The sequence below is a fragment of the uncultured Campylobacter sp. genome, from assembly GCF_905373215.1.
Classification (GTDB): domain Bacteria; phylum Campylobacterota; class Campylobacteria; order Campylobacterales; family Campylobacteraceae; genus Campylobacter_B.
The window spans coordinates 1-22,440 of sequence record NZ_CAJPRT010000006.1; the positions used below are offsets into that span (position 1 = coordinate 1).

The following is a 22,440-nucleotide window of genomic DNA, read 5'->3' on the forward strand; positions in this document are numbered from 1 at the left end:
TTATACACGCCGTGGACGTTGCCGAAGCTCGCTGCTATGCTGAATCTATCGCTGATTTTGCCAAGTCGTTCGTAGGCAAGCGCGACATCTGCGGGCTGGGTGTAAAGCCGCGCATTATCGACGCCGGTATTATCGACACCGTCCTCTTCGCCGCCTGTGACGCCAAGCTCGATCTCAAGCGAAATTCCAAGATCGCTTAAAATTTCCAAATATTTCTCGCAGGTAGCTAAATTTAACTCCAAATCATCCTCGCTAAGATCGAGCATATGCGAGCTAAAAAGCGGCACGCCGTGAGCTTTTTTATGAGTGGTATTGGCTTTTATAAGCTCGTCGATCCACGGGAGCAGCTTCCTTGCGGCATGATCGGTATGTAAAATCACCGCAACGCCGTAATGAGCCGCCAGAGCATGCACTTGATGCGCGCCTGCGATAGCGCCTAAAACTGCGGCATTAGGGCAAGTAGCGCCTGCATAAAATGCTGCGCCGCCGTTGCTAAACTGAATTATTACGGGCGAATTTGCGATTTTAGCGCTTTCCAAGACGGCGTTTATGGAGTTGCTCCCCACTACGTTTACCGCAGGGATCGCAAAGCCTTGCTGCTTCGCATACGCATAGACCTTACTTACGTCATCGCCGCTTAAAACGCCCGGTTTTACTATATCTAAAACGCCCATTTTTAGCTCCTATATTATTTATACTCGATTTTAGCGTTTTTGTGAAGATCTGCCGCTTTTTGCTCTACTACTTTTGCCGCTTTTTGCTGTCTAAGTACGCGCTCTATAAAAGGCTTTGCCTCGCTTTGGCTTAGCTGCTTTTTAGCTTGAGACTCCTCTTTTAACACGACGTGATATCCGACCCTGCTTCTAATAGCTTTAGTAGTGATTTGACCATCTTTTATCTTAGAGATCGCATCGGCAAAAGGCTTGACCTGATCGCTAGGCATCCAGCCTAGCTCGCCGCCGGTTTGTTTAGCCTGCGGATCGATAGATTTAGCTTTGGCAAGCTCCGCAAATTTAGTAAATAGCGCACTGTCGCTAAGCCCTTTTAACTGCTTAATAATATCGTTTGCCTCAGCTTCGGTTTTAACGACGATCTGAGCCGCTTTGATTCTCGCAGGCTCGGTAAAGCGCGCTTTGTTTTTGTTATAAAAATCGGCTATTTCTTTATCGTCGATATTTATTTTGCTGGCTTCTTTAGCCTGCCATACACGAAGCGCTAAGTTATCTTTTACGATTTCAAGCTCTTTTTTATAAACGTCCTCGTCCATAACGCCCGATTTTTTAGCTTCATCCGTTAGCAGCATCAGATCGATGCCTTTATCGATAAGCTCCTTCTTTTGATCGGCATTAAGAGCAGCGATATCTACATTGCCTATGCCTTGAAGTAGCGGAGCAAGCTCTTTTTCGGTTACGTCTTTGCCATTTACGGTAGCGTAAACGGTAGCGTTAAGGCTGATAGCGGCAGCCAAACTAAGTGCTGTAAATAAAACTTTTTTCATCATGATTCCTTAAAAAAATTTTAATGGCGATTATAACTCAAAGTTGTTAACAATCAAACTGTACTTTAGAATTTTAGGGTAGAATTCCGCCTTGAGGAAATGCAAATGAGAAGTAAAAAAGATATTTTAGAGATAAAAAAGAGAATTCTGCAAAACTTCGCGGAAGAGCGCAGCGAGCTGAAATTTAAAGACAACTATCAGCTTTTGGTCTGCGTGATGCTTAGCGCGCAGTGCACGGACAAGCGGGTAAATTTGATCACGCCGCGCTTTTTTGCGGAATTCCCTAGCGTTGCAGAGCTCGCAAAGGCCAATCTAGCGAGCGTAAAGCTGCTAATCAGCTCGTGCAATTTCTACAACAACAAAGCGGTAAATTTAATCAAAATGGCGCAGGCGGTGGTTAGCGACTTTGACGGCGTCGTGCCGCTTGATGAAGCGGGGCTAAAATCTCTTGCGGGCGTGGGGCAAAAGACCGCTCACGTCGTGCTTTTAGAGGGCGCGGGCGCAAATGTGATGGCAGTGGATACGCACGTATTTCGCGTCGCGCATCGCCTGGGGCTGAGCCGCGCAAAGACGCCCGAGCTTACGGAGCGCGATCTAAGCGAGGCTTTTAAGACGGATCTTGGCAAGCTGCACCAAGGTATGGTGCTTTTTGGCCGCTACACCTGTAAGGCGATCAAGCCAAATTGCAAGGAGTGCTTTTTAAACGAGCTGTGCAGCAGCAAGGATAAGAATTTTCCGTAAAATTTTAGCCTGCAGATGCGAGCTTAAATTTGACGGAATTTTAAAATTTTGACGCCTTGCTTAAACCCGCTTTACGGCAGACGTTCGGCTTTATGGCGCAAAAAATTTAGATTGAAATTTCATAAACGCCTCTTTGATTTTTATCTTTTAGCAAATTAGCGTTTTGCTTTCGGGGCCTACTGCTTTGCCAGCCAAGCCCGGTATCCTTCGCTTTTAATCACGTCCGCGATGCTTTTTGCCATCTCCTGCGGCAAAAATTCGGACTTTTTATCGATGACGGACACTAGCGCGTAAGTGCTATCATAATCTTGCAGCTCCAAGCCCGCGCGCACCAGCGTTTCGTATAAAAACGGCTCGTCTTTTTCGATGCTTACCGCATCATCGTTTAAAAATTCATAGATGAACGCAAGCTGTTTTTTATCGCCGATTTTTAAAAAATAATCGGCTAAATTCGTCGCGCTCTTAATGATGATTTTGCGCAGCTCGTCTATCTGCCGCGCAGAGTAACGCTGCGTAATCAGCCGCCAATTTTCCGCCATTCTCGCCGCGACGATAGATAGCTCAAAGGCCCTACCGCCATAAGCATATTTTTCGCTTTCATCGTCTATTTTTTCTATGGCCTCAAATTCGCTCACCATATACTCGTATAGCTCCTCATCGCTGCCGCTGAAATTTTCTAAATTTAATATCTCGGCGACGGTTTCGGAATTTTCAGGCAGATCGCTTGCGTATTCGGGCTCCTGCTCTTCATTTTCTTCGTCCCAGGCGGCTTTTCTAGCTTCAAAAGTTTTAAAATCCACCATCGGATTAGCGCCCTTTTTTACGAATTCAAAAAAGGCGGAAATATTGATCTGATGCTCATCTTCGCAAATTCCATCCTTAAACATCAGCTCGCAATCTTCAAAAAATTCCCAACCATCAAGCGCGCCTAGGTAGCTTTGACCGATCCGTCCGTCTAGGACATAGACGCATTCGCTAGCGCTATGATCAGGCATCGCGTGGTCGTTTGAGACGATATATGGCGCTTGCGTTTTCCCAAAAACCTGCAACATTCCGTCGTTGTATTCGCCGCTTATGCCCCAAAGCGCCGTTAGATTGCCGCCGATTGCGATAACGCCGTCCTGCGAATGCAGATAATTACACGCCATATCTTTGGCGACTTGCAAAAACAGATAATCATCATCGACGATATTGCCGCTGATGAATAAATTTCCATTAACAAACATCGCTCGTGCGTTATTTTTGCCGCCCGCTTCGTTAAATTTATCCTTAAGCCAAGCGGAATTTATCGTGCCTCCTGACAGGCTAAGATCGCCGTCAAACACCAGCACGTCAAAACTACCATCCAAATGTAAATTTGAGCCGTATTTTTTCTCAAATTCATCATAAGGCAGTATAAAAACGGGTGGAATTTTGGTTGCGAAAGGGCTGCGATTTTCGTATCGCTTTACCTGCGATTTAATAATCTGCTCGCAATTTTGCAGAAAATTTTTGATCTGGCTTTTCATTCTATTTCCTTTTAAATTCTTATTTGCGGTTTGCGTATTATTTATAAAAGTTCCTTGTTTGGACGATAGATCCACCGCCATCACGCAGGCTACGCCAAAAGCGCACAAAACGGCGATCAATGCTAGTCGTAATATCTTTTTCATTCACATACTCCTTAGTTAAAACAATAATTTTAACCGCAAATTACAAGGCGAAGTATCGCGCGATAATTTTGAACGTTGCGCAGAAAATTTTAATCAAGACTAGGCACTAAGCCTGTCGCAGATTAAAATTTTCAAATTTCTTTCAAAACCAACGTAGCGACGCCGCAAGCATAATTTCTATAAAGACACCCAAAAGACAAATTGTCGCAAAATTTAAAGGCGAAGTATTTTTGTTCTAGACGAGGCGGATTTAAATTTAAGGGCGGGGAGCTACCTCGTAGGTAGTGACCGAGTAAAATTTAAATCCAACGAAGTATAGGACAAAAAGACAAGCCGCTAAATTTATTGCAACCTAGCGATTATGTTTCTTACCACCTTCGCCATCATCTCCACCGACGCTATCTCGCAGTGCTCGTTTACCGAGTGAGGCGAGTGGATGTTTGGGCCTATGGAACAAGCCTGCAGTTCGGGCTGTTTTGCGACCAGTACGCCGCACTCAAGGCCTGCGTGCACGGCGGCAAATTTGGCCTGCGGCTTTTGTTTTTGCAGTTCCTCAAGCACCAGATGCGCGAAGTCGCTGACGTGCGGCGCCCAGTTTGCCGAGCGGTCGGTTACTCTCACGTCAAAACCTAGCGCGCTAGCCAGCGTAGCGGTCTCAAAGCCCAGATTTTCGAGCCCCTCTCGCTTCATCGCGCGTCCAAAAAAGTCAAACTCGATCACGCCCTCTTTTTGCTTAACGGTCGAGAGGTTTATGCTTTCGTTTACCATGCCAAGCTGCGTGTCGTAGCTGCGCACGCCCTGGGCGAATGAGTTAATTAGCGCCAAAATTTTGCCGCTGTTTACCAGCACGTCCGCTTCGCCCTCGCCTAGGCTCTTTACCCACGCCAGGCCGCGCTGCGCCGGCTCATGCGCGCACAGCGCCTTGCACACGGCATTTGCGGGGATCGAGTTGCTCCTCTCGCCAAAATCCAGGCTAATAAGCTCACAGCCCTCCTCGGCGAGAAATTTCGCCAGCAGCTTCGTCGCGTTTGGGATATTTTTGTGTATCTCGTTACCCGAGTGCCCGCCGCTAAGCCCGGTAACGCCGATCTCGTAGATTTTACCGCTCTTTTTGACGCTCGCGGCGTCTATTTTCGCGCTTACGTTTATGCCGCCGGCGCATCCTAGCGTTACGCGGTCGTCCTCCTCGCTGTCTAAATTTAGCAAATTCGGCGATAAAATTTTACCCTTAAAGGCGTTTGCGCCCACGAGCCCGACCTCTTCGTCGTTGGTAAATAGACACTCTAAATTCGCAAACTCCCTCATCGCGCCCATCATCATCGCCACGCCGATGCCGTCGTCAGCGCCCAAGCTCGAGTTTTTCGCCCTTAGGATGCCGTCCTCTTCGATGAGCTGCAAATTCGGCGCCGCGCCCACGCAGACCATATCGTAGTGGCTTTGCAGGCAGATTTTAGGCTCGCCCTTTACGGCGTGGATGTTACCCGCCTCATCGACGTTTACGTTAAAGCCCAGGCAGCGCGCAAAATCCGCTAAAAACTCCCTCATCTGCTCTGTTTCGCAGCTACAGTGCGGTATCTCGCACAGCTTTTTAAAATCGCTCATAACCTCGTTTTTTTGCATGTTTGCTCCTTGGAATTTATTTTAGCGCGGCATATATGCGGCGGCGCATATCGCTAAATTTAAGCGCGACCGCGCTCGCTTAATCGCTTGCGAAATTCTGCTAAATTTAAACGCGACAGCGCCGACATAGCGCTTCTGCAAAATACGCGCAGAATTTCAATCGCACTAGCTTACGCCGCAGGCAAGCTGCGCAAAATGAAATTTTACGCAAATCACAGGAATTTTACCGAAATTTAGCAAGAATTTTATTTAAAATTTAGTCCGAATTTTGCCGGGGATTTTTATTTTACGATTACGCCCTCATAGCCCGTTTTTGCGATCGCCTCAAGCATCGCGGTCTCGTTTGCATCATCCTTTGCCGCGACGGTCGCGGTTTTGCTCTGCTGCGAAACCTTCGCGCTTATCACGCCTGGTGTTTGCAAAAGCGCCTTTCTCACGATCGTAGTGCAGAGCGGGCAGTGGATTTTTTCCACGTAAATTTTAACCTCTTTGTCGGCAAAAAGCGCCGTAAATCCAAGCATCAAAAACAAAATTTTACGCATAAAGCCCTCCTAAAATTTCGGGATATGTAAGCATAAAGGCAAGCAAGGCTCCTAAGAGCGCGTAGATTAAAATCCATTTTTTACGCCCGCTTTGTAGCGAGCATGTGCGCGGCTTTTTGAAAAATAAAAACGCCGAGAGAGCGAAGCAAAAAAGCGCTAACGCAGAAAGCGGCGCGCGGTAACCTTCCAGCGCCTCCGCGCCTGAAAAAATGGAAAAACTCGCGCCGAAAATCAAAAATAAAAGCGCGGGCAGGCAGCAAAACGTCGCCACAACCGCGCTAAAAATCGCGGCAAATATCAGCCAAAGACTGCGCGCGCTGAAGCGATTTTTGCCAGGATTTTCCCGTTTTTGCGTCAAGGTTTCTTGCGCGGGATTTTCTAGTTCGGTTTTCAAATTTTGCCTTTCAGTATAATCTTGATAATCTTGTCGCACTCCAGCCGGTTTTTAGCACGGAATTTTATCTGCAAATTTTAAATTTAAATTTCACCTTTTTTAGCGTCGTATGCTAGTCATTTATCGCTTGATGCGGCTATAAATTGGTCGTAGCGCGCCATGCGGTATCACATAAAAAAATCTGCCAGTCCACGGTGAGCCATGAAATCAAAGGCATAAGTGCTCGCACGCTCGTCCTTGATCTGCGCGAAATAAAGCTGCCGAAGCACTACCAAAGCTTTAGTGGTTAAATTTCTATCCCATGATCTCGCAATGGAATTAAATTTACAAATTCTATCACGACATAAACGCGACGTTGCTGCTCGTAATCTCGTAGCGAAATTAAATTTAGCTGCAGCCTCTGACTTTATGACCTTTGGCTACGCTTTAAATTTTACTTTCAAAGCCCGTTTTCGCCGCGTCGCGGTAGAAATCGATCTGATCTTTTTTGATGATGCGGATGTAGTCGGTACTGCCGGGATGACCGCTTTGAAAGCCCGCTGTCATCACGTAGGTGCCGCCTTCTTCGATGAGCCCGCGCTGCAGAGCCTCGCTTATGATACGTGCGAGCAGCGAGTTGATGCTCGTTTTTTCCCTGACCATCGCGGGATTTACGCCCCACACGAGACTTAGCGCGTGCGCGGTCTGCTCGTCGTGTGCGATTGCGATGATGTCGATTTTGGCGCGGTTGCGTGCGAGTTTGATCGCCGAGCGCCCCGAGCCCGTGATCGAAAGTATCGCGCCCGCACCCAGTCTTGCGGCGAGCGCTGCGGTGCTTGAAGTGATCATATCGGTCTCATCGTAGAAGTCGTAATCGTTAAATTTATCGTAAGGATAGATCTTTTCGGTCTCGCGAATCGTCTCGCTCATCGCAGCGACCACGGCTGCTGGGTTTTTGCCGATGGCACTCTCCTCGCTTAGCATCACGGCGTCGGTGCCGTCGAGTACGGCGTTTGCGACGTCGCTGATCTCGGCTCTGGTGGCGCGCTCGTGCTCGGTCATGCTAAGCATCATCTGCGTGGCGGTGATGACGGGCTTTGAGCGGGCGTTGGCTAACGCTATGATGCGCTTTTGGATGCGCGGGATCTCATAAAACGGCATCTCGATGCCCAGATCTCCGCGCGCGACCATTATGCCGTCGCTTGCTTCGATGATCTGCTCGATGTTTTCTACAGCGTCGAATTTCTCTATCTTGGCGTAAATTTTAGCTTTTGAGCCCAGTGAGTTTAAAATTTCGCGCACGCGCAGGATGTCGTTTTGCGACTGCACGAAGGAGATGCCTACGAAATTTACGCCGTGCGCCGCGCCCCAGCGCAGATCCTCGAGGTCTTTTTGCGTGATAACGTCGATATTTAGGCGGGTGTTTGGGAAGTTCACCCCCTTATTTGAGCTTAAAAAGCCGTCGTTTTCGAGCATCGCTCGCACGCCTTGCTCGCTTACCGCGACTACCTTGGCGCGGATCGAGCCGTCGTAGAGGTAGATAAACTCACCCGTCTTCATTAACGGCAAAATTTCTGGGTGATTGATACACAGCTCGTATTCGCCCGGGGCGGTCTTTTTGCCGATGATTTCGTGAGGAAGGAAGGTGATTTTATCGCCCGTTTTTAGTTTAAAATTTTCTTCGAGTTTGCCGACGCGGATCTTTGGCCCGCTGATGTCCTGAAAGACGCCTATTCGTACGCCCAGGCTCTTTTCTACGGCGCGAATTTTGTTTAAATTTGCCTCGTGATACTCGTGCGTGCCGTGGCTGAAGTTCATCCTAAAGGCGTTGCAGCCCGCCTTTACCATCGCGCTCATCATCTCTTCGCTGTCGCTTGCGGGCCCGATGGTTGCTAGGATTTTGGTTTTTTTAAGCATCTTTTTCTCCTTTAAATTTAAAATTTATCGCCGCATTAGGCGAAATTTTACGTGAAATTTTGAAATTTCTAAATTTTAAAATTTGCTAGGCAAAGGAATTTTAAAATTTTATGGCTCGAGAGAATTTCAGAATTCTACGGCATGGTGAAATTTTAAAACTCTCTATATATGTGAAGCGCGAGCAAAATTTTAAAGTCCTCGCCGAAGTAAAATTTCAAAATTCTTGCCCGAGCGAAATTTAAAAATTCCTCTTTATTGCATCATTTCCGCGTCAAATTTTGCATCATCAAAGCTCACTCCCAAATATTCGCAGGCGCTTTTTGCGTCGCGAAGCGCGTTACCTAGGCAGCTCGTAGCACCGGGACTTGGGGTCATATTAAAGATAATCCCCGGATTTTCGCCTATTCTTGCTTCGCCTAAAAGCAGCTTTTTTTGCGAGTGTGAGATTACTTGCGGGCGCACGCCGCCAAAGCCCTTGGCATAGTAAATATCCTCCTCGCGGATGCTAGGTATGATTTTGCGCGCATTTTTGACGAAAAGCTTTTTGCCTAAAATTGGTATCTCAAAGCCTATATTTCGGATTAAGAAATCCCTTACCTCGCTATCGCCAAAATTTTGCCAAATGACCTTGGCTACGTCCATGTCAAAATTTAATGACTGAAAAAATTCCGGCACCGAACGACAGCCCTTGTAGCGCTCAAGCTTCGGCATCGTAAGCGCGGTAGGGCCAAATCTGGTGCAGCCATCCGCCAAAAGATCGGGATCGCCGTGAAGCGCGGCAAATGGAAGCTTTGGGTTTTGTACCATGTAAACCTTGCCGTTTAGAAGTTTTTGCTTGGTTAGATAGAAGCTGCCCGCGATGCAAATCGTGCTAAGATCCTGTCCAAGCCCCATTTTGTGCGCCAGCCACAGCGAATGAGCGCCCGCATCTACGACTACGAAATCGGCGCTTAGAGAGAGTCTATTTGCTGTGCGGATGTAGAGCTTATCGCCTACCTTAGTGATGTTTTGCACTTCGGTGTTGAGGTACAGATCGCAGGTTTTGCCCTCTACGTTTTTAGCGTTTTGCACGAAGGAATTCGCCATCGCGCCGTAATCGATCGTCGTGTAAACTCCCGATTGCACGCCCATTGCTACGATATCCTCCGCTCGCTCCTCGCCGCGCTCATCAAAAACTAGCTTGGGCTCGATTTTTTTGAGCTCTTCCTTGTCAAAAAGCTGCAGATACGGATAAAGCTCTTTAAATTTCTCAAAGCGCTCTTTTATGAGCTCTACCTCGCTTTCGCCCACGCCAAGAGCCATTTTCTGCCCCTGAAATAAAAATTTATTCTCATATCCGTGCTTTTGGCAATATTTCACGATCATATCCGCCTTGCGCTTGACTTCGGTTGCTTTTTGCAGGTCGTAGTTGGTCTCGATATCGCCGCAATGAATCGTCTGAGAATTTGCGCTGGCTTTAGAATTTAGCGTCGCAAGCCCTTCGTATTTTTCAAGTAGAGCGATATTTTTGATCCCGCTAAATTCCGCAAGTACATATGCTAGTGCGCTGCCCGTGATACCGCCGCCTATGATGATTGCGTCGTAATGTTTTTCTTGCATGCCCTTTCCTTATCGAATTTGGCTGCAATTGTGCGAAAATTTCGCTTAAAAGCTAGTTATAAAAGCGTGAATTTAGATGATTTTATATAAAATTCGCACCATTTCATTTTGGGAGTAGTATATGAAAAAATCGATTCTTGTCGGATTAAGTTTGATTATAGCCACGTCGCTGTGGGGCGCGGATAAGAAAGTTTATCGCCTTAAGCTAGCTCAGACTTACGAGCTTAGTATGCCTATCGTAGGCGATGTCGCCAAGCGTATGGCGGATCTTGCAGATAGTATGTCTGATGGCAGGCTGAAAATCAGCATCGACGCGCCCAGCAAACATAAAGCACCTTTTGCGATCTATGATATGGTCAAAAACGGACAATACGATTTAGGCTATACTGCGAGCTACTATTATAAAGGCAAAAATAGTGCGAATATGCTATTTACGACCGTGCCTTTTGGTATGACGAAAGATGAGCAACACGCTTGGTATTACTTCGGCGGAGGCAAGGAGCTAGCGGATAAATTCTATGCTAAAAGCAATCTGAAGGTCTTTAATATCCTAAATAGCGGCATGCAGATGGGCGGCTGGTTTAAAAAGGAGATTAATACGCTAGATGATCTAAAAGGGCTTAAATTTAGAATTCCAAGCTTTGGCGGGGAGGTTATGAGCCGCCTTGGCGTCGCAGTTGCTACGATACCGGTAGGTGAGCTATATATGGCGCTAGAGATGGGCACCATCGATGCGGTCGAGTGGGCAAGTCCTAGCTTTGATATACCTCTAGGCTTTCACAAGGTCGCAAATTACTATTATACGGGATGGCAAGAACCCGCTAGCGAGCAGCAGATAGTGATAAATCTACAAACTTGGCAGAAGCTTCCTAAGGACTTGCAAAATATCCTAGAGGCTTCGATCGCAAAGGCGCGCGAATACGCAGAAAATGAGACGTTTTATAAAAACGTAATAATTTGGGACGAGATCAAAAAGAAATATCCGAACGTTCAGATTCGCTCTTTTTCGTCCGAGATCATGCGTGCGCTTCGCAAGGCGACGGATGAAATTCTAGCCGAAGAAAGCGAGAAAAATCCCGATTTCAAAGAGATTTGGGAGAGCCAAAAGGCGTTTTTAGCTAAAGCTAGAACATGGACGAAGATGGGAGATTTTACGTATATCGAAAAAACGGGCGATGTTGAAGCTGAGCAGAATTTCACTGCTTCGGTGAAAAAAATCTCTGTTCCTGAGCCCGTAAATAGCGCAGCCAGTGAGATAAATGCAAGCACCGCCGCCCCAAAAAACGAGGATAATCAGACGAAATAGTGCTTCATTTTTTAGCTGCGTTTTTATGCCGCGCGGCTAAACTAAGCGCCAGATAAAGGTGCATGCGGCTTAAATTTGATCGGCAATTTAAGAGATTTGGGCGAGGCGCGGGTGATTAAAATGCGGGCGATTTACTTATTGCAGCTGCGTAGCTCGGACGTATCTTTAAAATTTTAATTTATGAAAGCAGCGATGAAATTTTATCGCTGCTTTAGCATTTAAGTTAAGGCACGGAATTTGCATCGCTGCGTTTAAAGTCCAATTTAAAAGCCGCTCGGTCGCCGCCGCACAAGGCTAGAATTTTATCAAGCTCCAAGCCTCCTATCTTTTTGCTTTATTCCTTATACCTTTTGCGTTATTTAAGCTTGATATTCCGCCGTGCTTGCTTGCGGGCGACATCGTGCGGGAGAGAATTTAATCTTGCTTTTTCATTTTACGTAGTTAGCGGAGGAGCTTCGGCAGAGCGTGCTAATCTGAGATTTTAAATTAGTAGCGTTCATAAATTCCACATTTTAAAATTTTAATGTTTTTGTCTTGCCGATACCGCTTTTAAATGAAATTTGCTTCGGGTTTTCTTTCTATATAAAAGCGACAAACTTCAAATAAAATGCAAAATTTAAAATTTACACGCTTAAACATCACAAGTAAGGAGAATTTAAAATTTTACTCTTCGGAGATTAAGTAAAAAGCGCGTTAGAAAAAATTTTATAGGTCAAATTTCATTTTAAGCGATTGCGAATTTAAAAGCTTGCGTGTAAATTTTTTAAAGCCTGCTCTAGTTAGAATTTATCACTAAACTATACGGGCTTAGCCTTGAGATTTCACCGCGTCAATTTTAAAATTTTGCGCGAGCTACGCCTAAAATTTTTGAGATTCAATTCTACCTGCGAAAACTCTTAAATTTCATGGCTTAAAATTTTGATGCAGAATTTTGCCGCAACGCTATTTTTTGGGATGCGATAAAACTACACGGCATGCAAAGCCGCGTAGAATAATCGAGCTAGGCTTGCAGCAGCAAGCCTAGCGAATGTCGTAAGCTAAAAAGGCGCTACTGCAAAGCGTAAATCTTATTTCAAAGCCCTAAAAAGCTCCACGCCGTCAAGCTGCTCCCACGGATATTCGTCGTTTCCGACCTGTCCGCGTGCGGCGACGTCGGCGTAGAGAAAGCTTCCTTTGCCGGGGCGATCAAGGCCGAATTTATCGATAATCCAGCGCGGCGTGAGTGGGAATTTTTCAAGCACGAAAGCGGATAGCTCATCGTCGCTCGCCGCGCCTAAATTTGTCCCCATGCAATCGACGCTGACGCTGACGGGCTTTGCGACGCCGATTGCGTAGCTGAGCTGGACAATGCATTTTTTCGCAAGCCCCGCCGCGACGATGTTTTTGGCGATGTAGCGCGCCGCATAAAGCCCGCTACGATCGACCTTGGTGTAGTCTTTGCTGCTTTGAGCGCCACCGCCGATCGGGCTGTAGCCGCCGAAGCTATCTACGATCAGTTTGCGCCCTGTTAGGCCGCTGTCGTGAAGCGAGCTGTGATTTACGTAGCGGCCGGTCGGATTGATGTAGATGATCGTTTTGCTTTTGTCGTAAAGCTCCTTCGGAAGCCCCGCCGAATCGATTAAATTTCCGATCAGATCTCGGACGCGCTCTATGCTCATACTCTCGACGCATGGCGCTGAAACCACGATCGTATGGATGCTTTGCGGCTTGCACTCCTCAAAATTGCTCTTCGTGCCGTAATCGACCGTAACCTGCGTCTTAATATCGACGCCAAGCTCGTTGGGATGAGATTTTGCGTAGGCATAGACGTGATCGCAAAGAAGCCTCGCGTAGGTGATCGCCGCCGGCATAAAATTTTTCGTCTCGCAGCTTGCGAAACCGAACATTATGCCCTGGTCCCCAGCTCCGATCTCGCCGCCCTCTTGATCGACGCCTTGGTTGATGTCGGGGCTTTGCTGGTTTAAAAATACGTCCACTTGCAGATCCTGCGGATGCAGGCACTGTGCGCGTGTGAAATGAGGGTTGTCGTTGTAACCGATCTCGCTAAGCGCGCCCTTTACGATGTGGCGGTAATCGTCGTGGGTGAAATCGACCTTGGCGTTTACTTCGCCGCCGATTACTACGTGTTTGCCCGCGATGAAAACCTCCGCTGCTACGCGCCCGTTTGGGTCTTGCTTTAAAATTTCATCTACGATGCTGTCTGCGATGATATCGGCGCACTTATCCGGATGTCCGGGGCTTACTACTTCGCTTGTGAATAGATACATATCTGCTCCTAATTAAAATTTCGGGGCATTTTATCTAACGAGTTTTTAAGATTAACTAAAAATTACGAAATTCCGCTCAAATTTAAATGCGCTTAAATAAAATTTCGATATATTTCAAACGACGTTTTGATTGAAAGGTAAAAAATGAGTTCGATTCAAAAATTAGTAGCCAGCTACAAAGATAAAAATCTAGTTCTGCGCATAGTTACAGGTTTGATAATAGGCGCCATTTTGGGCTTTGCCGCGCGTTCGGCGGCGGGCGATATTGCGACAGAGCACACTTCGTTTTTAATAAACGTAGTAGCTTTTGCGGAAATTTTAGGAAATTTATTCGTAGGCGCCCTTAAAGCTGTAGCTCCGATTTTAGTTTTTATCTTGATTTTAAGCTCGATCGTAAATAAACAATACGGCAGCGCAAGCGGCTTAAAACGCGTGGTTGTTCTATATATCGTAGGCACCTTTTTAGCCTCGTGCGTGGGGGTAGCAGCCAGCTTTTTATTTCCGACGCAGCTTGCTCTAAGTAATGTCGGTGCGGCAGAAAATGCGGTCCCTGCGAGCGTTTGGATCGTGCTAAAAGATCTGCTTTTTAAGGTCGTAGATAATCCGCTAAACGCTATCGCGCATGGAAACTACGTAGGAATTTTAACCTGGGCGATAGGTCTTGGCGTCGCGCTTAAATTTTGTACTAATGAAACAAAGAAAATTTTTACCGATCTGAGCGAAGCGGTAACCAAAATCGTGCAGTTCGTAATCCAGCTCGCGCCGTTTGGAATTTTCGGTCTAGTGGCTTCTACCGTGTATCAAGCCGGCGTCGATGCGCTGCTTGGATATGCGCGAATCGTAGTCGTGCTCGTAGGCGCGATGGCGTTCGTAGCCCTCGTGGTAAATCCGCTCATCGTCTTTGCGGTGATTAAGAAAAATCCATATCCGCTCGTATTTACCTGCCTGCGCGAAAGCGGCCTCACAGCGTTTTTTACCCGCAGCTCGGCGGCGAATATCCCCGTAAATTTAAATTTATGTAAAAAGCTCGGCATCAGCGACGAGCTAAGCTCGATCTCGATCCCCTTGGGAGCTACGATAAATATGGCGGGCGCTGCGGTGGTAATCGCGATCTTAGCGCTTGCTGCGGCTCATACGCTTGGCGTGCGCCCCGATTTTTGGACGGCGCTACTGCTTTGCGTGGTCTCGGCGGTCGGTGCATGCGGCGCTAGCGGCGTGCCAGGCGGCTCATTGATGTTGATACCGCTTGCGTGCTCGCTCTTTAATATCTCAAACGATATCGCAATGCAGGTAGTCGCGATCGGCTTTATCATCGGCGTGATCCAAGACTCGGTAGAAACCGCGATCAATAGCTCCACGGACGTGATTTTTACGGCGATCGCGTCGCAAAGTATGCAAAAATAACTCACCTTAAAATTTTACCGCAAATTCCGTCCCTGCGGCGGATTTTGCGGTTTTTAAAATTTTACTTATTCTTTTTTGATAAAATTATCCAAAAATTTTAAAAGGAAATCGATGAATTGGAATTTAGGCGAGCTGTTTGCAAACGAAGCGGAATTCGGCGGCGCGATAGATAGCGCGGCTGCGCAGGCTAGGGATTTTGAGCTTAAATTTAAAGACAGGTTGCGCGCTCTTAGCGCGGAGGAGTTTTTAGGCGCGCTTGAAATTTATGAGAGCATCAGCGAGCAGATCGGCAAAATAATGAGCTTCGCACATCTTAGCTTTGCGCGAGATACGAGCCTTGGGGCGCAGCAGGCTAAGACGGAGCAGGCTTGCAACGACATTTCGCAGAGCCTGCTTTTTTTCGAGCTTGAGTTTAACGAGCTTGACGCCGCAAAACAGGACGAGTTTATCGCAGGGAGCGGGAGATTCAGATACTATTTGAGCCTACTTAAGCGGCGCAAGGCTCACCAGCTAAGCTTGCCGCAAGAAAGCGTGCTTTTAAAAACTTCACTCGTAAGCGGCGAGGCGTTTTCGCGACTTTTTGACGAGAGTATGGCGCGGATGAGCTTTGATTTTCGCGGGCGGAAGCTTGGCGAGGAGGAAATTTTAAGTCTGCTTCATAGCTCCGATCGCGGGGTGCGAAAGGACGCCGCAGCTTCGCTAAGTGCGGTGCTAGAGCAAAACTCCCACCTGCTTGGCTACATCTACAATATGATCAAAACCGATCTTAAAATTCGCTGCGAACTGCGCGGCTACGATAAAGCCGAGGCGGTGATGCACGAGGAAAATCAGATAAACATCGCAAGCGTCGATGCACTGATCGCAGAGACGGAGCGAAGCTTCGCTCTAGTCGGCAAATTTTACGCCAAAAAGCGCGAAATTTTAGGCTACGACGCGCTGTATGATTACGACAGATACGCGCCTCTTGGTGGCGATGAGAGCGAGTTTAGCTTCGAGCAGGCTAAGCAGATCGTGCTTGCGGCATTTGAAAAATTTAGCCCGAAATTTAAGCAGATCGCGCTGATCGCGTTTGAGCGAAACTGGATCGACGCGATGCCCGCGCAAAATAAGCAAAGCGGCGCGTTTTCTCATTCAGGCTCGCGCGATACGCACCCTTTCGTGCTTTTAAATTTCACGCGCAAGCGCCGCGACGTATTTACCCTCGCGCACGAGCTGGGGCACGCGATACATCAGTATCTAAGCTACGGCGTGGGCTATTTTAACTCCTTTACGCCGCTAACGACGGCTGAGACCGCATCGGTTTTCTGCGAGATGCTGGTGTTTGATTATATGCGCGAAAATTTTTCACATTTAAACGGCTCGCCAAATTTAAAAAGCGCCGCCGCCTCGGACAGTTCGCAAAATTTAAAGCACGACGCTTCGCAAGAGGCTCAGGGCGGTGAAATTCCAAACGAGCGCGCCGCAAAAAACTCCGCCTCGCAAGACTCCACAGGTTCGTGCGAGCTTGCTGCGAGCGATACGGATACGCCCTCGCAGACCGCAAGCGATAAGACCGCGCTAAGAGCAATGCTTGCGGCAAAGATCGAGGATATCTTCGCTACGCTTTACCGCCAGATCGGATTTACGACCTTTGAGCGGTGCGTGCATGCAAGCGCGGATGAGCTAAGCGTAGACCGTATTAATGAGCTTTGGATGGAGGAGTCGCGCAAGATGTTTGCGGGCGAGCTGATCTTACAGGATCATTACAAAAGCTGGTGGAGCTACATCCCGCACTTCGTTCACACGCCGTTTTACTGCTACTCCTACGCCTATGCGCAGCTTTTGGTGCTCGCGCTTTATGGGCTGTATAAGAGCGGCAGGCTCGAAAATTTCGTTCAAATTTACACCGAGTTTTTAAGCTCGGGCGGCAGCGACGCGCCGCAAAAGCTGGTGGCGAAATTCGGGTTTGACATCAATAAAAGCGAGTTTTGGCGCATCGGCATAGAGCAGGTCGCGGCGCTTGTAGATGAGTTTGTGAGGGGTTAGGATGATAGATAAAATTTTAAAAGACGATAAATTTATCGCTGCGAGTAGCGCAAATATAGGCGCGGTTTTGGATTACGTTTTGGCTCTTGGATGCGGATTTGGCATCGTTGCGAGGACGGATCAGATAAAATTTGACCCGCCGCTGCCGGAGGAAATTTTAAAAAGCTTCAAAATGCCCGCGATCTTTTTGCAGCTGGAGGAATACACGCTTTCTAGCGCGCACCTTAGCAAGGATGAGCTGGTTTTCGAGGCGGGATTTGGGCCGCAGGATTTTGCAAGCACACTTAGCGTGCCGTTTTACGCGGTTTTGCAGATCGTCGTGGACGGCAAGCCTATCGCGGTAAATTTTTCTCGTCCCGAGTCCGAGTGGCTTAAACGCGAAAAATCGCGTAAAATTTTCTCAAAATGAGTGATATTTTAGAGGGTCTTAATCCTGCTCAGCGCGAGGCTGCGAGCCATGTGGACGGAGCAATGCTAATCTTAGCGGGTGCTGGTAGCGGCAAAACCAAAACGATCACCGCGCGCCTTGCCTATCTGCTATCAATCGGCGTGCCTCCGGGAAATACTCTCACGCTTACGTTTACGAATAAAGCCGCCGCCGAGATGCGCTCGCGGGCGCTTAATCTGATAAGCGGGCTAAATTTAAGCGGCGTGCCGCTTCTGTGCACCTTTCATAAATTCGGGCTTTTGTTTTTGAAATTTCATATTAGCGAGCTCGGACGTAGCGCAAACTTTCAAGTAATCGACACCGACGATAAGAAAAAGATCATCAAGGGCTTTGAGATAAATTTGCCCACGTCGCTATTGGCGGCTAAAATTTCAACCTACAAAAATTCTCTAATCGGCCCCAAAGATATCGACGAGCTTCTAAAGGGCGAAGAGGACGAGCTAAGCAGGATGTATAGCGGATTTTACGCGCATTGCGCTGATGCATATAAACGCTACGAGGCGTATTTGGCGGCGAATAATCTGGTGGATTTCGATGATCTGCTAATTTTGCCGTATAAAATTTTAAGCGCGAATGAGCGGCTATGCGATGAAATTTCGCGCCGTTACGCCTACATCACGGTCGATGAGTATCAGGACACCAACGACATTCAATTCAAACTGCTGCAAAAGCTCTGCACCGCGCACGAAAACCTCGTAGTAGTGGGCGATGACGATCAGAGTATCTACGGTTGGCGTGGCGCGCGGATAGAAAATATTCTAAATTTTAAAGATCAGTTCTCAAACGTAAAATTTATCAAGCTAGAGCAGAACTACCGCTCCACGGATGAAATTTTAAATGCCGCCAACGAGCTCATCTCGCATAACAAAAACCGCCTCGGCAAGAGCCTTACTAGCATGAACGGCGGGGGCGAAAAGATCGAAATTTTGCGTTCAGACGAGGAGAGTATCGAGGCGGCAAAGATCGCAGAAGCCATAAAAAAGCTGCTTTCAAGCGGCGCAGCGCCCTCTCAAATCGCCGTGCTTTACCGCGTAAACGCTCTTTCGCGCGCGCTGGAAGAGGGGCTGAATCGCGCCAAAATCCCGTACAAAATGGTAGGCGGCGTGAAATTTTACGAGCGTGCCGAGATCAAGGATACGATCGCCTATCTGCGCTTAGTAAACGACGAGCACGATGACTTTTCGATGAGGCGGATCATAAACGTGCCCAAGCGCGGCATCGGCAAAGTCTCGCTGGCAAAGCTCGAGGAGCTTTCGCGCTTGCGGCTTATCAGTTTATTCGACGCTTTTAGCGAGCCTGATGCGGGGCTTAGCGCCAAGGCGGCGCAGGCTCTAGCGGAGCTTAAAAGCGGCATCGCTTCTATTTCCGCGCTAGCCGATACTATCAAAAAAATAGAGGCGCTGGAGCCCGCTTTCGGGCTAAAGGCTTACTACGCCTCGCTTCCGGACGGCGCCGATCGGGTAGCGAACATCGACGAGTTTTTGGCTATGCTAAAGGATGAGGCGAGCAATAAGCCCGATTTTGATCTGGCGGAATTTTTAAATGAGCTAAGCCTTCTTAGCGATCAGGACGCCATCATGGGAGATGCGATAAACATAATGAGCGTGCACGCAAGCAAGGGGCTTGAGTTCGAGCATCTTTTCGTAATCGGGCTGGAGGAGGGGTTTTTCCCGCTTTTGGGCGATAGTAGCGACATTGAGGAGGAGCGCAGGCTCGCATACGTAGCGATAACGCGCGCTAAGCGCACGCTTACGCTTAGCTTTGCCGCCAGTCGCTTTTATCGCGGCAAGCGCGAGAGGCTGGATGCTAGTAGGTTTATAGCCGAGGCGGGTTTGGTGGCTAAAGAGCCGCCGCACGAGCAAAGTAGCGGCTTTAACAAGGGCGAGCTGATCAAACACAAACTCTTTGGTATCGGACAGATCACGGCGGTAAATGGCGAGCGACTCACGATAAATTTCGGCGGAATTTCACGCGTGATAATGTCAAATTTCGTAGAAAAGATCGGTACTTATGAATAGATTGTTTTTGGCGGACAAGCCCGCGGGCATTGGTAGCAATAAATTTTTAAGCGCTCTAAAGCGCAAATACGGCGTGAAAAAGGCGGGCTTTAGCGGCACGCTCGATCCCTTTGCGAGCGGCGCGCTGATCGTGGCATTTGGGCAATACGCGCGCTTTTTTAGATTTTTAAAAAAGGAGCCAAAAGTCTACGCCGCAACGTTGTGGCTGGGCGCGCAGAGCCCAAGCGGCGATAACGAAAACATAGGGCGCGTGGAGCAAATTCCGCCGCTTTCGCGCGAGGTTTTAGACGCCGCGATGGCGCAAATGCGCGGCGAGATAAAATTTATCCCGCCCACTTTCAGCGCCAAGAAAATTAACGGCGTGCGCGCATACAAGCTCGCTCGCGCGGGCGAAGAGGTGAGCCTGAAAGAGAGCTCGATGCGGATTTTTGATGCCGAAATTTTAAGCTACGCTCATCCATTCGTGAGCTTTCGCGTGGCACTCAGCGAGGGCGGCTACGTGCGCTCTTTCGCGCAAATTTTAGCAGAAAAGCTAGGCGTTTGCGGTACACTTAGCGCGCTTAGGCGGGAGAGCGAGGGAGTTTTTGACCTGCAAGATCCGCGCTTTGCGGATGAGGCGGCGCTAAATCCGCTCGAGTTTTTGGACCTCGCGCCGAACTTTTACGACGGCGACGCTCGCGACGTGATCTTGGGCAAAAAGCTTACCGCAAAGGATCTGACGACGCGCTCGGACGGGCGCTATCTGCTTATCTGCGGCGATTTTTACTCGATCATCGAGATAAGCTCGGGCGAGGTGCGCTATCTTTGGAACGACGTTCCGATCGCAGGCGGTGGGTTTTAATCAGCGGCTCTAGCCTGCGGCGAAATTTTAATCGGACGGTTCGAGTTTGAAATTTGAGCGGTTATAAATACGGCGCGTTTTAAATTTGCTCGCATAGCGCGCCGCCCGCGCGGCTAAATTTTATCGTGCGGAGCAGCGGGTGAGCGATCACGCTTTTTCGTTGCGCACAGATCGCAAAATTGGCATCGGGCGGCGTAAATTTAAACGTGCGGCTAGGCAGGCGACGCTCGCTTGTGAAAAGAAATAAATCCGTGAGGGCTAAATTTAAACGCGGCGGAACAGCGTTTTGATTTGCTTTTTGGTGCGATATGACGACGCGCCGCGAGATTAAAATTTCGCGATTTAAAAAGCGCGCAGGTTTGGGCTTATTGCGGCGCAGCAAGCAGCTTTTGTCGAATGAAATTTCGGCTTGCGGTAATGCGTAGTCTGTGCCGATGGGTTTGATTTTGCAGCGGGCGGCGTATCGCCAAGCTAAATTTGCGACTTAGCGCAGCGCGGCTAGAATTTTGCCGGCTTGGAATTTTAATCGCTGAGATAGATTTGCGCCGCGGGTTGAAATTTAGCCGCGTGCGTTGCGGATTAAAATTTCGTACCGCATTAAATTTACGCATAAGACGGTTAATCGCGGGTTAAATTCCACGGCGCGCACTTCACGGCACGCGGTTTTGAAATTTTAATCGCACTGGACATGGCGTGCCGCAGGCTGAAATTTAACTTGCGCACGGATTGAAATTTTAATCGCGCTAGATGAGCTTGCCGCTGGCTAAATTTAACGCAAGCGCGCCAAGGCGGAGAAGGAGTAAAATTTTGAAAGCTTATGCAAAGATCAATATTTTTTTAAAAGTCGTCGGCACGCGCGGCGGCTACCACGAGATCGCCTCGCGCTTCGTGCTGCGCAGGGAGCTGTTTGATGAGATAAGCTTCGAGCGCGCGAGCGGCTTTGCGCTTGAATGTGACGTCGCGCAGATCGCGAATAATATAATTTTAAAGGCCAAGGCGGCGCTTGAGCAGGCGGGCTTTGCGCGCGAGCTTGCGGAATTTTTCAGCTCGCACAAGATCGTGCTTAAAAAACGTATTCCGATCGGTGCGGGTCTTGGAGGCGGCAGTAGCGATGCGGCGGCGTTTTTGCGGCTTGTGAACGAGGAATTAAGCTTAAAAATTTCACGCGAGCGGCTTATAGCGATCGCGCAAAATATCGGCGCGGACGTCGCGTTTTTTGTTAGCGGACTTGAGGCCGCAAACGTGCGCGGTATCGGCGAGATCATCGAGCCTTTCGAAGACTGGCTACCCGCGATCGAAATTTTAACGCCCGCGATCTTTTGCTCCACCGGCGCGGTTTATAATGAGTTTCGCGCAAGCTTTATGCAAAATATAAACGCCGCGCAGGCTCAAGAGATGTTGCGTTTAAGCAGCGAGCAGCTGCTATCGCAATACGGCGGCTTTACGCTAAATGATCTTTTCGCGCCGTGCATAAAGCTATATCTGCAGATGAGCAAATATCGCGATATGTTTCTAAGCGGCAGCGGCAGCAGCGTGTTTTTCTTAAAATAAGAATTCCAAGGCGCGCGGTTAAAATTTAAAAGCTAAATTTAAAGATAAAATTTAAAATTTGCTCGCCCGCTTTTAAATTTAAGCAAAAACGGGCTAAGCTTAGGGTCAAATTTAGAAGGAAAAAGATGAAAGAACTGAGTAAAAATCGCAAGGCATTTCACGATTTTACGATACTTGAAAGCTTTGAAGCGGGTATCGTGCTAAAGGGCAGCGAGGTCAAAGCTCTGCGCGCGGGCAGGGGCAATCTCAAAGATAGCTTTTGTCGCGTGATCCGCGGCGAGCTATTTTTGCTAAATGCCCATATCAGCTATCTTGAAAGCACAAACGCCCACTTTCGTCCAGACGAAGGGGCAGTGCGAAAGCTTTTGATGCACAGAAAGCAGATCGACAAGCTGCTTGGCGCGGTTAGCAAAGAGGGCCTTACCATCGTGGTTTTGTCGCTGTATCTGAATGATAAAAACCGCGTAAAGGCGCGTATCGCTTTAGCAAAAGGTAAAAATCTGCACGATAAGCGCGAATCGCTAAAGCGCAAGGAAGCCGATCGCGAAGCGCAAAGCGCGATGAAGCGATACGATAAGCATTCATTTTAAATTCACAAAACTTTGGTTAAAATGCGGGCTTAAATTTAAACCCGAAGG

19 protein-coding genes are annotated in these 22,440 nt (G+C 48.2%); 10 read left to right on the forward strand and 9 right to left on the reverse strand.

The annotated features are described in order from the left end of the window. The coding region (gene fbaA, locus QZ176_RS04220) for a class II fructose-bisphosphate aldolase (protein ID WP_295151430.1) at positions 1 to 674 on the reverse strand (674 nt) is incomplete at its 3' end. A 14-nt stretch (positions 675 to 688) separates the two neighbouring features. Further along, positions 689 to 1,498: a peptidyl-prolyl cis-trans isomerase gene (locus tag QZ176_RS04225; RefSeq protein ID WP_291936539.1), complete on the reverse strand. Its 810-nt coding sequence runs from the start codon at positions 1,496 to 1,498 to the stop codon at positions 689 to 691. 105 nt (positions 1,499 to 1,603) lie between these two features. Between QZ176_RS04225 and nth the strand changes: the two genes are divergently transcribed. Next, complete coding sequence (gene nth, locus QZ176_RS04230; protein WP_295151431.1) at positions 1,604 to 2,239, forward strand: endonuclease III; 636 nt, start codon at positions 1,604 to 1,606, stop codon at positions 2,237 to 2,239. 176 nt (positions 2,240 to 2,415) lie between these two features. On the opposite strand, the gene QZ176_RS04235 is transcribed toward nth, so the two are convergent. The 5 genes from QZ176_RS04235 to pyk all read right to left on the reverse strand — a co-directional run bounded on the left by QZ176_RS04235 (position 2,416) and on the right by pyk (position 8,343). Further along, positions 2,416 to 3,891, reverse strand: a complete 1,476-nt coding sequence (locus QZ176_RS04235) for a hypothetical protein (protein ID WP_295151432.1) — start codon at positions 3,889 to 3,891, stop codon at positions 2,416 to 2,418. A gap of 342 nt (positions 3,892 to 4,233) precedes the next feature. After that, positions 4,234 to 5,511 carry a M20/M25/M40 family metallo-hydrolase gene (locus QZ176_RS04240; RefSeq protein ID WP_295151433.1) on the reverse strand — a complete coding sequence of 426 codons (1,278 nt, stop codon included), beginning with the start codon at positions 5,509 to 5,511 and terminating at the stop codon, positions 4,234 to 4,236. Between the two features lie 281 nt (positions 5,512 to 5,792). Then, positions 5,793 to 6,053, reverse strand: coding sequence for a cation transporter (locus QZ176_RS04245; RefSeq protein WP_005871832.1), 261 nt, complete (start codon positions 6,051 to 6,053; stop codon positions 5,793 to 5,795). Continuing rightward, the gene (locus tag QZ176_RS04250; RefSeq protein ID WP_295151434.1) at positions 6,046 to 6,447 is read right to left on the reverse strand and encodes an aryl sulfotransferase; all 402 of its coding nucleotides are present in this window, start codon (positions 6,445 to 6,447) and stop codon (positions 6,046 to 6,048) included. The genes QZ176_RS04245 and QZ176_RS04250 overlap by 8 nt, the downstream gene beginning before the upstream one ends. Positions 6,448 to 6,873: 426 nt before the next feature. Beyond that, on the reverse strand, positions 6,874 to 8,343 hold the full coding sequence (gene pyk / locus QZ176_RS04255) for a pyruvate kinase (protein ID WP_295151435.1): 1,470 nt from the start codon (positions 8,341 to 8,343) through the stop codon (positions 6,874 to 6,876). 110 nt (positions 8,344 to 8,453) lie between these two features. Here pyk and QZ176_RS04260 point away from each other — a divergent pair, with 110 nt between their 5' ends. After that, positions 8,454 to 8,585 (forward strand): hypothetical protein, encoded by a 132-nt coding sequence (locus QZ176_RS04260; RefSeq protein ID WP_295151436.1) that lies wholly within the window; start codon positions 8,454 to 8,456, stop codon positions 8,583 to 8,585. 10 nt (positions 8,586 to 8,595) lie between these two features. On the opposite strand, the gene QZ176_RS04265 is transcribed toward QZ176_RS04260, so the two are convergent. After that, positions 8,596 to 9,942 (reverse strand): FAD-dependent oxidoreductase, encoded by a 1,347-nt coding sequence (locus QZ176_RS04265; protein WP_295151437.1) that lies wholly within the window; start codon positions 9,940 to 9,942, stop codon positions 8,596 to 8,598. Positions 9,943 to 10,063: 121 nt separating this feature from the next. Between QZ176_RS04265 and dctP the strand changes: the two genes are divergently transcribed. Next, a complete protein-coding gene (dctP, locus tag QZ176_RS04270; protein WP_295151438.1) occupies positions 10,064 to 11,248 on the forward strand; it encodes a TRAP transporter substrate-binding protein DctP in 1,185 nt (394 codons plus the stop codon). A gap of 1,067 nt (positions 11,249 to 12,315) precedes the next feature. On the opposite strand, the gene metK is transcribed toward dctP, so the two are convergent. Then, positions 12,316 to 13,515: a methionine adenosyltransferase gene (metK, locus tag QZ176_RS04275; protein WP_295151439.1), complete on the reverse strand. Its 1,200-nt coding sequence runs from the start codon at positions 13,513 to 13,515 to the stop codon at positions 12,316 to 12,318. A gap of 144 nt (positions 13,516 to 13,659) precedes the next feature. On the opposite strand from metK, the gene sstT reads away from it, so the two are divergent. From sstT to smpB, 7 genes are all read left to right on the forward strand, one after another. Further along, complete coding sequence (gene sstT, locus QZ176_RS04280; protein ID WP_295151440.1) at positions 13,660 to 14,919, forward strand: serine/threonine transporter SstT; 1,260 nt, start codon at positions 13,660 to 13,662, stop codon at positions 14,917 to 14,919. 111 nt (positions 14,920 to 15,030) lie between these two features. After that, the gene (locus tag QZ176_RS04285; protein ID WP_295151441.1) at positions 15,031 to 16,944 is read left to right on the forward strand and encodes a M3 family oligoendopeptidase; all 1,914 of its coding nucleotides are present in this window, start codon (positions 15,031 to 15,033) and stop codon (positions 16,942 to 16,944) included. 1 nt (position 16,945) lies between these two features. Continuing rightward, positions 16,946 to 17,353, forward strand: a complete 408-nt coding sequence (locus tag QZ176_RS04290; RefSeq protein WP_295151442.1) for a hypothetical protein — start codon at positions 16,946 to 16,948, stop codon at positions 17,351 to 17,353. Then, positions 17,350 to 19,410 carry a UvrD-helicase domain-containing protein gene (locus QZ176_RS04295; protein WP_295151443.1) on the forward strand — a complete coding sequence of 687 codons (2,061 nt, stop codon included), beginning with the start codon at positions 17,350 to 17,352 and terminating at the stop codon, positions 19,408 to 19,410. Before QZ176_RS04290 ends, QZ176_RS04295 begins: the two co-directional genes overlap by 4 nt. Further along, complete coding sequence (truB, locus tag QZ176_RS04300) at positions 19,403 to 20,251, forward strand: tRNA pseudouridine(55) synthase TruB (protein ID WP_295151444.1); 849 nt, start codon at positions 19,403 to 19,405, stop codon at positions 20,249 to 20,251. Before QZ176_RS04295 ends, truB begins: the two co-directional genes overlap by 8 nt. An 807-nt stretch (positions 20,252 to 21,058) precedes the next feature. Further along, the gene (locus QZ176_RS04305; RefSeq protein WP_295151445.1) at positions 21,059 to 21,802 is read left to right on the forward strand and encodes a 4-(cytidine 5'-diphospho)-2-C-methyl-D-erythritol kinase; all 744 of its coding nucleotides are present in this window, start codon (positions 21,059 to 21,061) and stop codon (positions 21,800 to 21,802) included. A 125-nt stretch (positions 21,803 to 21,927) separates the two neighbouring features. Next, entirely contained in the window at positions 21,928 to 22,392 is a 465-nt protein-coding gene (gene smpB, locus QZ176_RS04310; RefSeq protein ID WP_295151446.1) for an SsrA-binding protein SmpB, read from the forward strand. The last annotated feature ends 48 nt before the right edge of the window (positions 22,393 to 22,440 follow it).